This is a genomic window from Burkholderia sp. HI2714 (assembly GCF_002223085.1).
Classification (GTDB): Bacteria; Pseudomonadota; Gammaproteobacteria; order Burkholderiales; family Burkholderiaceae; genus Burkholderia; species Burkholderia lata_D.
The window spans coordinates 1-11,979 of sequence record NZ_NKFM01000008.1; the positions used below are offsets into that span (position 1 = coordinate 1).

Below are 11,979 nucleotides of genomic sequence, written 5' to 3' on the forward strand. Positions count from 1 at the left end.
CCGGCGCACGCCGACCACGCGCCGCAGGCCGCCGCGCATCACGACGACAAGCGCGCCCGCCCGGCCGCCGCGGCGGCATCGGGCGCCGAAGGCAGCTCGATCCGCGTCGGTGTCGAGAAGGTCGACCAGCTGATCAACCTGGTCGGCGAGCTCGTGATCACGCAGGCGATGCTCGCGGAAACCGCGAGCGCGTTCGATCCGGCGCTGCACGACCGCCTGTTCAACGGGATGGCGCAGCTCGAGCGCAACGCGCGCGACCTGCAGGAAGCCGTGATGTCGATCCGCATGATGCCGATGGACTACGTGTTCAGCCGCTTCCCGCGTCTGGTGCGCGATCTCGCCGGCAAGCTCGGCAAGCAGGTCGAGCTGGTGACGTTCGGCCAGGCGACCGAGCTGGACAAGAGCCTGATCGAACGAATCATCGATCCGCTGACCCACCTCGTGCGCAACAGCCTCGACCACGGGATCGAGACGGTCGACAAGCGCGTGGCCGCCGGCAAGGACGCGGTCGGCCAGCTCGTGCTGTCGGCCGCGCATCACGGCGGCAACATCGTGATCGAGGTGAGCGACGACGGCGCGGGCCTGAACCGCGAGCGCATCCTCGCGAAGGCCGCGAAGCAGGGCATGCAGGTGTCCGACAACATCAGCGACGACGAAGTCTGGCAGCTGATCTTCGCACCGGGCTTCTCGACCGCCGAGACGGTCACCGACGTGTCGGGCCGCGGTGTCGGGATGGACGTCGTGAAGCGCAACATCCAGTCGATGGGCGGCCACGTGGAAATCACGTCGGTGGCCGGCCGCGGCACGACCACGCGGATCGTGCTGCCGCTGACGCTCGCGATCCTCGACGGGATGTCGGTGAAGGTCGGCAACGAGATCTTCATCCTGCCGCTGAACTTCGTGATGGAGTCGCTGCAGCCGTCGAACGACGACATCTACACGGTCGGCAACGGCGAGCGCGTGGTGCGCGTGCGCGGCGAATACCTGCCGCTCGTCGCGCTGCACGAGGTGTTCTCGGTCGAGGACGCGCGTACCGACCCGACGCAAGGGATCGTCACGATCATGGAAACCGAGGGGCGCCGCTTCGCGATGCTGATCGACGAGCTGGTCGGCCAGCAGCAGGTGGTCGTGAAGAACCTCGAAACCAATTACCGCAAGGTGCACGGCATCTCGGCGGCGACCATCCTCGGCGACGGCAGCGTCGCACTGATCGTCGACGTCGCGGCGCTGAACCGCGAAACCCGTGCGATGCACGGCGCCCGTGCCGGCGCCGAGCTCGCGATGTTCTGATGTCACTCGCCATTCAACCGATTGGGGGCAAACGTGTCTGCTGAAGTCCAAATGATCAATCCGGCCGCGGCGAACGCGGCTACGAGCCGCCGCGACGCGGAACAAGGCGACGCGACGGGCCAGGAGTTCCTCGTGTTCACGCTCGGCGACGAGGAATACGGGATCGACATCCTGAAGGTGCAGGAAATCCGCGGCTACGACAGTGTCACGCGCATCGCGAACGCGCCGGAATTCATCAAGGGCGTGATCAACCTGCGCGGGATCATCGTGCCGATCGTCGACATGCGGATCAAGTTCCATCTCGGCCGCGTCGAGTACGACCACCAGACCGTCGTGATCATCCTGAACGTCGCGCATCGCGTGGTCGGGATGGTGGTCGACGGCGTGTCGGACGTGCTGACGCTGCAGACCGACCAGATCATGCCGGCGCCGGAATTCGGCGCGACGCTGACGACCGAGTACCTGACGGGCCTCGGCACGGTCGACGGCCGGATGCTGATCCTGATGGACATCGAGAAGCTGATGTCGAGCCGTGAAATGGCGCTGATCGAGACGCTCGGCGGGTAAGCGCGCCGCGCGCGCAGGAATTTCGGGAGAATCTGCAATGTTGCATAACTGGTCGATCCGCACGACGCTCACGGCGGTCGGACTCATCCTCGTGGCGCTGGCCGCAGCCGTCGGCGGGCTCGGCCTGGTCGCGCTGAATCACGCGAGCCGCTCGCTCGACGCGATCGCGCACGTCGACCTGCCGGCAATCCACTCGCTCGACGATACCTCGTCGTACCTGCTGCGCGCGCGCGTGTCGCTCGACCGCTTCCGCTCGTTGACGGAAGCCGGCAACACGGCCGAAGCGGCCAAGGTGCTCGATCGCGCGCAGGAGCTGTACGCGAAGTCGAACCAGAACTGGCAGGCGTTCCAGGCGACGCCGAAGCTCGGCGTCGAGCAGGCGCTCGTCGACGACCTGACCACCCGCTACACGACGATCGTGAAGGAAGGCGTCGAGCCCGAATTCGCGGCCGCGCGCGCGGGCGACATGGCCGCGTACCACGCGGTCGCCGATACCAAGATCAGCCCGATGTTCGTCGCGTACGACCAGGCCGCGGCGGCCGTGGTCGCCTCGCTGCAGAAGCGCGCGGAAGATCGCCAGGCCACGACGCAATCGCAGATCTCGCTGATGATCGGGCTGATCGCGGCCGGCATCGCGATTGCGTTCGTCGTCGTGATCGCGATCCGCTTCGTGCTGCGCGGGCTGATCGTGCAGCCGCTGGAAGACGCGATCGCGCACTTCGAGCGCATCGCCGGCGGCGACCTCACGCAGCCGGTCAACGTATTCAGCACCAACGAGATCGGCCGCCTGTTCGGCGGCATCAAGCGGATGCAGGACGCCGTCACGACGATGGTGCAGGCCGTGCATCGCGGTACCGAGTCGATCGACGTCGGCGCGCGCGAGATCTCGACCGGCAACACCGACCTGTCGCAGCGCACCGAGGAGCAGGCCGCGTCGCTGCAGGAAACCGCGTCGAGCATGGAGCAGCTGACGGGCACCGTGCGGCAGAACGCGGAAAACGCGCGGCAGGCCAGCCAGCTCGCGGTGAACGCATCGGACATCGCGACGCAGGGCGGCGAGGTGGTCGGCCAGGTCGTATCGACGATGCAGGACATCGCGGCGAGCTCGGGCAAGGTCGTTGACATCATCGGCACGATCGAAGGCATCGCGTTCCAGACCAACATCCTCGCGCTGAACGCGGCGGTCGAAGCCGCGCGTGCGGGCGAACAGGGCCGCGGCTTCGCGGTGGTCGCGGGCGAGGTGCGCTCGCTCGCGCAGCGCAGCGCGAGCGCCGCGAAGGAAATCAAGCAGTTGATCGGCGATTCGGCCGAGAAGGTCGAAAGCGGGTCGGCGCTTGTGTCGCGCGCCGGCTCGACGATGGACGAGATCGTGCAGGCCGTGCGCCGCGTGACCGACATCATGGGCGAGATCAGCGCCGCGTCGGACGAGCAGTCGACCGGCATCGAGCAGGTCAACCGCGCGGTCGGCCAGATGGATTCGGTCACGCAGCAGAACGCCGCGCTCGTCGAGCAGGCGGCCGCCGCGGCTGCATCGCTCGAGGAGCAGACGCGCCAGATGAAGGCGATCGTGTCGGGCTGGCGCGTGATGGGCGGCATCGCGCTCGCGCCGTCGCGCGGTGTCGCGCGGCCGGTCGCGCATGAGCCCGCGCCGGCGCTGACGTCGGAGCCGCGTTTCGACGCGGCGCCGGTCGCCGCGCTGCCGTCCCCGCAGGCCGCCGCACAACCGGCACGGCGTGCTGCGCCGGCGACGCGTGCCGCCGCCGCGGCTGCGTCGGGCGCGGGTCACGAACCGAAGCGCGCGGCCGATGCCGGCGCGCACGCGCAGAAGGAGGCACCGGCTTCCCGCGGCATGGCCGCGGGCGGCTACGGGCCGCGTCTCGCGAAAACCGCCGCACCGGCCGACAAGCCGGCCGCGAAGCCCGCACTCGTGCGCCCGGCGCTGAACGGCGAGAAGCCGGCGGCGGCCACGGCCGGCACGTCCGACGACGATTGGGAGACCTTCTAAACCATGCCGCACGCGCGCGCGCCGTTTCGACCCGATGTACCGGATGCCTCGCCTCGCGCGGGCGAGCCGGGGCGCGACTTCGCGTTCACCAGCGCGGATTTCGCACGCATTCGCGCGCTGATCCATCAACGCGCGGGAATCTCGCTGTCCGAGCACAAGCGCGACATGGCGTACAGCCGTCTCGCGCGCCGCTTGCGGGCACGCGGCCTCGACACGTTCCGCGACTACCTCGACCTGCTCGAGCAGGAAGACGATCCGCTCGAGTGGGAAGCGTTCACCAATGCGCTGACGACGAACCTGACCGCGTTCTTCCGCGAGTCGCACCATTTCCCGATCCTGTCGGATTTCGTGAAGGGGCGGCCGGCGCCGGTCTCGGTCTGGTGCTCGGCGGCGTCGACCGGCGAAGAGCCTTACTCGATCGCGATCACGCTGATCGAGGCGCTCGGCGAATCGGCCGCGCGCGGCGCGTCGATCCTCGCGACCGACCTCGACACGCAGGTGCTCGCGAAGGCCGAAGCCGGCATCTACACGTACGACCAGGTCAAGCACCTGGCGCCGGAGCGGCTCAAGCGCTTCTTCCTGAAGGGCACGGGCGCGCAGGCCGGCCGCGTGAAGGTGCGCCCCGAGCTGCGCGCGATGATCCGCTTCGAGCAGCTGAACCTGACCGATGCGGATTACGGGATCGCGAAGCCGTTCGACGCGATCTTCTGCCGCAACGTGATGATCTATTTCGACAAGCCGACGCAGGGGCAGGTGCTGTCGCGCTTCGAGCCGCTCGTGAAGCCGGGCGGGCTGCTGTTCGCCGGCCATTCGGAGAACTTCACGTATGTCACGCAGGCCTTCCGGCTGCGCGGGCAGACGGTGTACGAACTGACCCGCGACGCCGCACAGGGCACGCGGCCGCGGGGCGCGCAGGCGTCCGCGATGCCGTCTCCCGCGCGCATGCATGCCGCGGGCGCCGCATCAGCTCTGGGAGAGCGCGGATGAGCGCCCTGCCGATCGCCACCAATCGCTACTTCGACAACCACTTCGGCCGTCCCGGCGTGAAACTGCTGCCGAACGAGTTCTACACGACGTCCGAGGACATGGTGCTGATGACCGTGCTCGGCTCGTGCGTTGCCGCGTGCCTGCACGACCCGTACGCGGGCATCGGCGGGATGAACCACTTCATGCTGCCCGACGACGGCGCCGATCCGGGCGCGGCCGCGTCGGAATCGATGCGCTACGGCGCGTATGCGATGGAAGTGCTGATCAACGAGATGATCAAGGCCGGCGGGCGCCGCGAACGCTTCGAGGCGAAGGTGTTCGGGGGCGCCGCCGTGCTGGCCGGGATGACGACGATCAACATCGGCGACCGCAACGCGGATTTCGTGCGCCGCTACCTGGCGCTCGAACGCATCCGCATCACGGCGGAAGACCTGCAGGGTGTGCACCCGCGCAAGGTCGCGTTCATGGCGGCCACGGGGCGCGCGGCGGTGAAGAAGCTGCGGCTGCAGGTGCCGGGCGTCACCGAGCGCGAAGCCGCGCTCGCCCGCGAGGCCGATCGCGCCCGCACCGCACGGCCGCGTCCGCAGGTCGAGCTGTTCGCGGCGAAGCGTCCGGCCCCGCCGCAGCCGGCGCGGCCGCGCATCGAGCTGTTCGGCGCGCGCAGCGCGGCGCCGGCCGGCGGCGTGCGGGCGGCGAACCTATCAAGAAAGCAGGAGGCATGACCGCAGTGCAGAAGATCAAAGTGTTGTGCGTCGACGATTCGGCGCTGATCCGCAGCCTGATGACCGAGATCATCAACAGCCAGCCCGACATGACGGTGTGCGCGACCGCGCCCGATCCGCTCGTCGCGCGCGAGCTCATCAAGCAGCACAACCCCGACGTGCTCACGCTCGACGTCGAAATGCCGCGCATGGACGGGCTCGACTTCCTCGAGAAGCTGATGCGCCTGCGGCCGATGCCGGTCGTGATGGTGTCGTCGCTGACCGAGCGCGGCTCGGAAATCACGCTGCGCGCGCTCGAACTCGGCGCGGTCGATTTCGTCACGAAGCCGCGCGTCGGGATTCGCGACGGGATGCTCGACTACGCGGAAAAGCTCGCCGACAAGATCCGCGCGGCGTCGCGGGCGCGCGTGCGCCAGGCGCCGCAGCCGCAGGCCGTCGCGCGCACGGCGGACAGCCACCCGGCCGCGCCGATGATCAACAACCCGCTCGTCAGTACCGAGAAGCTGATCATCATCGGCGCGTCGACGGGCGGCACCGAGGCGATCCGCGAAGTGCTGACGCCGCTGCCGCCGGATGCGCCGGCCGTGCTGATCGCGCAGCACATGCCGCCGGGCTTCACGAAGTCGTTCGCGCAGCGGCTGAACGGCCTGTGCCGGATCGCGGTGAAGGAAGCCGAGCACGGCGAGCGGGTGCTGCCGGGCCACGCGTATATTGCGCCGGGCCACGCGCACCTGTTGCTGGCGAGAAGCGGGGCGAACTATATTGCGCAACTGTCGGACGAGCCGCCGGTGAACCGGCACCGCCCGTCGGTCGACGTGCTGTTCCGCTCGGCGGCGACGCACGCGGGCAAGAACGCGATCGGGGTGATCCTGACCGGGATGGGCCGCGACGGCGCGGCCGGCCTGCTGGAAATGAAACGCGCGGGCGCTCACACGTTCGCGCAGGATGAAGCAAGCTGCATCGTGTTCGGGATGCCGCGCGAGGCGATCGCGCTCGGCGGCGCGGACGAGATCGTGCCGCTCGCCGAGATGAGCCGTCGCGTGATGGCGCGCCTGGCGACGATGGGCGACCGCGTGCAGCGCGTTTGAATGGAATGTCACGGGGCGCGTGCCACGATACGCGTCCCGACGGAAACGAATCTGGAAAGGAACGACGATGGACAAGAGCATGAAAATCCTGGTGGTGGACGATTTCCCGACGATGCGCCGGATCGTCCGCAACCTGCTCAAGGAACTGGGCTATTCGAACGTCGACGAGGCCGAGGACGGCGCGGCCGGCCTGGCGCGGCTGCGCGGCGGCGGTTTCGACTTCGTGATCTCCGACTGGAACATGCCGAACCTCGACGGCCTCGCGATGCTGAAGGAAATCCGCGCGGACGCGACGCTCACGCACCTGCCGGTGCTGATGGTCACGGCCGAGTCGAAGAAGGAGAACATCATCGCGGCCGCGCAGGCCGGCGCGAGCGGCTACGTCGTGAAACCGTTTACGGCCGCGACGCTCGACGAGAAGCTGAACAAGATCATCGACAAGATGGCGAAGACCGGGAGCTGACGTGAACGAGCCGATCCATGCCGCGCTGACCGGCGCCGGGTTCAGCGCCGACGGCCAGGCCGAAGGCGCCGATTTCGCGAGCGACCGCATCCTCGCGCGCATCGGCCACGTCACGCGTGCGCTGCGCGATTCGATGCGCGAGCTCGGGCTCGACAAGCATGTCGAGCGGGCGGCGGAAGCCGTGCCCGATGCGCGCGACCGGCTGCGCTACGTCGCGACGATGACCGAGCAGGCCGCCGAGCGCGTGCTGAACGCGATCGAGGTCGCGAAGCCGATGCAGGAGCGCATCCAGAACGAGGCCGAGGCGCTCGACGCGCGCTGGGCGCAGTGGTACGCGGCACCGATCGAGCACGCGGAAGTGCGCGAGCTGATGGACGATACGCGCACGTTCCTGCGCACGCTGCCCGAGTCGGCTTCGGCAACCAGCGCGCAACTGCTCGAGATCATGCTCGCGCAGGATTTCCAGGACCTGACCGGGCAGGTGATCAAGAAGATCATGGACATGGTCTACCTGATCGAGCAGCAGCTCCTCACGGTGCTCGTCGAGAACATCGCGCCCGAGCGGCGCGAGCAGTTCGCGGCCACCGCGGCTGCGCTCGCGGCCGAGCAGATCAGCTCGACCGGTAGCCCCGAGTCGCTGCTGAACGGCCCGCAGATCGCGCCGGAAGGCAAAACCGACGTGGTCCAGGACCAGGGGCAGGTGGACGACCTGCTCGCCAGCCTGGGCTTCTGACCCTGCCACGGGCATCGGCGCGCCGCCTGTCGCGGCGGCGCCCGATGCACGCGTCACACCGTCCCCCCACTGCTTCACGCGCACGCGGCTCCCGCGTGGCGCAGAGTGATCCTGCGTCAAATTGACACTTCGACACACTCAGCAGGCATACTACGCGTCAGCAGCAACGTAGCGTCATTCATACGATTTCATACGTTGGCAGGTGGCGCGGGCGCGATGGCCGCACCGCCGGCAACGAAGCCAGTCCCTGGGGGGGAACGTGAAGCTGAAACGCTTGGGCTGGGCCGTCGCGCACGCGACGGCTGCAATGGGTGTGCTGTGGAGCGTCCACGCATACGCGGAACTGGGCGGCGCGCCGATGTCGCCGCCGGCGGACGATCGGGCCGCAACCGTGCGCGCCTTGCTGCGCGCGATGCGTTCGGCAGACGGCATGCAGACGAGCACGGCCGCCTATACCGTCCGCGAGATCACGCTCGGATCGGGCACCGTCATCCACGAATACACGTCGGCCGCCGGCAGCGTGTTCGGCCTCGCGTGGCAAGGGCCGACGATGCCGGATCTCGCGTCGCTGCTCGGCAGCTATTTCCCGCAGTACACCGCAGGCGTCCAGGCGGCGCACAAGGCGCGCGGCTGGCGCGCGCCCGTGTCCGTCGACACCAGCGGCCTCGTGATCCGGACAGGCGGCCACATGGGCGCCTTCTCGGGCCAGGCGTGGCTGCCGGCGGCGCTGCCTGCCGGCCTGACCGGCACCGACATCCAGTGACAGCGGGAGAGCGATCTTGAAAATTCCTCGTACATTCAAGCGCTGGCTCGGCGTGCTGGGCCTCGCGGCGGCGACGGCCGTCCTCATGACGGCATGCGGCGGCGGAGACGGCGGCGGCAGCAGTTCCGGCAACAACGGCAACGGCGGCAACAACGGTAACGGCGGCTCGGACGGCAATTCCGGGAACACGGCCGTCATCACCGTCAACGCCGGCGTCGCGAACGTGATCAACATCCCGACCGTCAGCCTGAAGGTCTGCGTGCCGGGCACGTCGAACTGCCAGGTGGTCAACAACGTGCTCGTCGATACCGCGTCCTACGGGCTGCGGCTCGTCGGCAGCGCCGTGTCGGGCGTGCTCGGCAACCTCCCGCAGGTGACGAGCGGCGGCGCGCCGGTCGCCGAGTGCGGCAAGTTCGTGTCGAGCTATACGTGGGGGTCCGTGCGCACGGTCGACCTGTCGATCGGCTCCGAGCAGGCGAGTTCGCTGCCCGTGCAGATCATCGGCGACCTCGGCACGACGAACGTGCCGAGCTCGTGCACGAACGGCGGCGCGTCGGCCAACTCGGCGAGCGCGCTCGGCGCGAACGGGATCCTCGGCATCGGGCCGGCACCGGTCGACTGCGGCACCACCTGCGCCACGTCGACGTCGACGAACAACAACTACTACGCCTGCCCGAACGGTGACAACGCGAGCTGCACGGTCGCGCTCGTGCCGGTGGCGCAGCAGGTGGCCAACCCGGTGCATCGCTTCGCCGACAGCAGCGGGGTGAGCGTTAGCATGCCGAAAATTTCGGACAGCGGGCAGGCCAGCGCAACCGGGACGCTGACGTTCGGCCTGCCCGACCTGACCGGGAAGACCGTGATGACGTCGACCACGACGGGCGACGTCAGCGCGACGTTCCAGGGGCGCAATGTGACCGCGTTCTTCGATACGGGTTCGAACGCGTATTTCTTCAACGATTCGACGACCACGTCGGTGACCTGCCCGAAGAATACGCAGTTCTACTGCCCGGCATCGCCGCCGGCCAGCTACTCGGCGACGCTGACCGGCCAGAACGGCGTAAGCGGCACGGTGACGATGCCCGTCGCGAACGCGGATTCGCTGTTCTCGAACCCGTCGACGTTCGCGTTCAACGACATCGCTGGCCCGTTCGGTTCGTCCGGCTGGCTCGATATCGGCATGCCGCACTTCTACAACCGGACGATCTACTTCGGGATGGACAAGACCGCGAGCGGCGGCCCGGCGCCTTTCGTCGCGTTCTGACGCGGCACGACGGGATGCAGGACCAAGGGGGCGAGCGATCGCCCCCTTTTTCATTCGACGGCCGTGCGCGGCACGACGGGTCCGACCGGCGGGCCTCCGCGCGCGGGCACAGCGCCTACGATGTAATACCGGCACCCGTGCCGGCACGACATCGAGGAGGCAGCGCCATGACCCCGCGCATACAACGCATCACGCCGTTCCTGTGGTTCGACCGCGACGCCGAGGCGGCCGCCGGTTTCTACGTATCGGTGTTCGACAACGCGCGCATCGTGCACGTCGCGCGCTACGGCAAGGCCGGCGCGCACGCGTCCGGCAGCGCGGAGGGCGCGGTGATGACCGTCGCGTTCGAGCTCGACGGGCAGGCATTCGTCGCGCTGAACGGCGGCCCCGTGTTCCAGATCACGCCGGCCGTGTCGTTCGTCGTCAATTGCCGGGACCAGGACGAAATCGACCGCTACTGGGCGCGCCTGTCGGAAGGCGGCGACGAGCGTGCGCAGCAGTGCGGCTGGCTGCGCGACCGCTTCGGCGTGTCGTGGCAGGTCGTGCCGGCGCAGATGAGCGAGCTGATGACGGGCGATCCGGCGCGTGCGGAGCGCGTGATGGCGCAGGTGATGACGATGAAGAAGCTCGATCTCGACGCGCTGCAGCGCGCGGCGGCCGGCTAGGAGGCGGGTAGCCCGTTGCAGGCATGAACCGGTGAGCCGGCGAACCGGCGTCAGGGGCTGCGCAAGCCCGTGAGCGGCCGGAACGGGCGCTAGGCCGGTGGCCGGCCGTCGCGCATCAGGCGCGTGTGGTCGAGGACGCGGTGGCCGGGCCCGTACGCGGTGCTTTCGATCCGGACGGCATCGGCTGGCGCGACCGGGCGCCCGACGGCATCGACCGACACCGATTCGATCTCGACGACCGGCACGCACCAGGCCGCGCGGGCGCGTTCCGCCGGCTCGCCGCGCGTGTCGACGCAGCGCAAGGTGAAGCTCGCGGGGAAATCCTGCGCGCGCAGGGTTTGCGTCGATCCGTTCCACGCATGGTGCAGGGCGATCGTGCCGGGGTGCGGCGCGTCAGGCGCCTGCGCGCCGGGCGGCGGAGCCGGCGTGCCCGCGCAGCCGGCGGTCAGCGCGCAGGCAAGCGACAGCAACGGAACGAGCGGATGACGGAGCATGGTGCGGTTCGACCGGAAGCGGTAAGTGATGGCGAAGCGTAGCGCGCTTTGCATGCCCGCGTAATGCCGGCCGGTTAATCGAATGCGGTACACGGGCGGCCGATTATCGATTGCAACCGATTTCATTCGGATGTAATCAAATGCTGGATTATCCGGGGCTGTCGTTTCTGTCAGGTCTTCAAGAGTATTAAAATGACGCGGCATGCAAGCCGATGGCGCGGCATTCCGCTGTTGCAGCCATTCCCGCGCCGTGCCGGCGCCGTACGGGCGGGCGAAACGGCCCGGTGCGCCCTGGCCGGTACGTGAAAAGAGATGGAGCGCGGCGAAATTCAAACATATAATGCCGGCGTTGTTTCCGGGGTCGTCTATATAAAACAGGAGGGTAATAAAATGAATTTTTCCGAAGCCGTTCGTTCCGCACTCAATAAATACGCGACATTCGAAGGCCGTGCGCGTCGTGCCGAATACTGGTATTTCGCGCTGCTGACCTGTGCGCTGTCGATCGCCGCGCAGATCATCGGCGCGGCCGGCCGCGACGCCGGCCTGATCACGCTGCTGCTGCTCGTCGTGATCGGCCTGGTTTCGCTGGCGCTGATCATTCCGAGCATCGCGGTCAGCGTACGCCGGCTGCACGATACGGGCCGCTCGGGCTGGTTCCTGCTGCTCGCGCTGATCCCGATCGTCGGCGGCATCCTGCTGCTCGTGTGGATGTGCTCGCGCGGCACCGAAGGTCCGAACCGCTTCGGCGCCGACCCGATCGTGGCGGCCTGACCGACGCCTGCCCCGACGCGCGACGCCGCCGCGTCGGGGCCCGATTTCGCGTCGCAGCCGCGGCAACGCTTCGCTGCCTCACCGTTTCCTCGCCTTTTCCCCGCTTCACGTCGTCGTCGCTTCGTCCGGAGCCGACACCTTGCGATCGCAACGATCGGCACGTTTTT

Annotated in this window: 13 protein-coding genes; 12 read left to right on the top strand and 1 reads right to left on the bottom strand. The window is 68.5% G+C overall.

Annotated features, from left to right (window positions below; genetic code table 11):
* The 11 genes from CFB82_RS01235 to CFB82_RS01285 all read left to right on the top strand — a co-directional run.
* On the top strand, positions 1-1,290 hold a 1,290-nt coding region (locus CFB82_RS01235; protein WP_179255364.1), incomplete at its 5' end, for a chemotaxis protein CheW.
* Between the two features lie 51 nt (positions 1,291-1,341).
* Complete coding sequence (gene cheW, locus CFB82_RS01240) at positions 1,342-1,857, top strand: chemotaxis protein CheW (protein WP_043185043.1); 516 nt, start codon at positions 1,342-1,344, stop codon at positions 1,855-1,857.
* Positions 1,858-1,894: 37 nt separating this feature from the next.
* A complete protein-coding gene (locus CFB82_RS01245; RefSeq protein ID WP_089483247.1) occupies positions 1,895-3,862 on the top strand; it encodes a methyl-accepting chemotaxis protein in 1,968 nt (655 codons plus the stop codon).
* A gap of 3 nt (positions 3,863-3,865) precedes the next feature.
* Positions 3,866-4,849 (top strand): CheR family methyltransferase, encoded by a 984-nt coding sequence (locus CFB82_RS01250; RefSeq protein WP_069246861.1) that lies wholly within the window; start codon positions 3,866-3,868, stop codon positions 4,847-4,849.
* A complete protein-coding gene (gene cheD / locus CFB82_RS01255; protein WP_039346822.1) occupies positions 4,846-5,571 on the top strand; it encodes a chemoreceptor glutamine deamidase CheD in 726 nt (241 codons plus the stop codon). The genes CFB82_RS01250 and cheD overlap by 4 nt, the downstream gene beginning before the upstream one ends.
* Positions 5,568-6,659: a protein-glutamate methylesterase/protein-glutamine glutaminase gene (locus CFB82_RS01260; RefSeq protein WP_089483248.1), complete on the top strand. Its 1,092-nt coding sequence runs from the start codon at positions 5,568-5,570 to the stop codon at positions 6,657-6,659. The genes cheD and CFB82_RS01260 overlap by 4 nt, the downstream gene beginning before the upstream one ends.
* Before the next feature lie 67 nt (positions 6,660-6,726).
* Complete coding sequence (gene cheY, locus CFB82_RS01265; protein WP_039346818.1) at positions 6,727-7,122, top strand: chemotaxis response regulator CheY; 396 nt, start codon at positions 6,727-6,729, stop codon at positions 7,120-7,122.
* A 1-nt stretch (position 7,123) separates the two neighbouring features.
* Positions 7,124-7,855 (top strand): protein phosphatase CheZ, encoded by a 732-nt coding sequence (gene cheZ, locus CFB82_RS01270; protein WP_089483249.1) that lies wholly within the window; start codon positions 7,124-7,126, stop codon positions 7,853-7,855.
* A gap of 259 nt (positions 7,856-8,114) precedes the next feature.
* The gene (locus CFB82_RS01275) at positions 8,115-8,618 is read left to right on the top strand and encodes a DUF2844 domain-containing protein (RefSeq protein ID WP_089483250.1); all 504 of its coding nucleotides are present in this window, start codon (positions 8,115-8,117) and stop codon (positions 8,616-8,618) included.
* Positions 8,619-8,634: 16 nt separating this feature from the next.
* Positions 8,635-9,882, top strand: coding sequence for a DUF3443 family protein (locus tag CFB82_RS01280; protein ID WP_089483251.1), 1,248 nt, complete (start codon positions 8,635-8,637; stop codon positions 9,880-9,882).
* 167 nt (positions 9,883-10,049) lie between these two features.
* On the top strand, positions 10,050-10,547 hold the full coding sequence (locus tag CFB82_RS01285; RefSeq protein ID WP_089483252.1) for a VOC family protein: 498 nt from the start codon (positions 10,050-10,052) through the stop codon (positions 10,545-10,547).
* A gap of 89 nt (positions 10,548-10,636) precedes the next feature.
* On the opposite strand, the gene CFB82_RS41880 is transcribed toward CFB82_RS01285, so the two are convergent.
* The gene (locus tag CFB82_RS41880; protein WP_143750863.1) at positions 10,637-11,374 is read right to left on the bottom strand and encodes a hypothetical protein; all 738 of its coding nucleotides are present in this window, start codon (positions 11,372-11,374) and stop codon (positions 10,637-10,639) included.
* A gap of 57 nt (positions 11,375-11,431) precedes the next feature.
* On the opposite strand from CFB82_RS41880, the gene CFB82_RS01295 reads away from it, so the two are divergent.
* On the top strand, positions 11,432-11,812 hold the full coding sequence (locus CFB82_RS01295; protein WP_089483254.1) for a DUF805 domain-containing protein: 381 nt from the start codon (positions 11,432-11,434) through the stop codon (positions 11,810-11,812).
* The last annotated feature ends 167 nt before the right edge of the window (positions 11,813-11,979 follow it).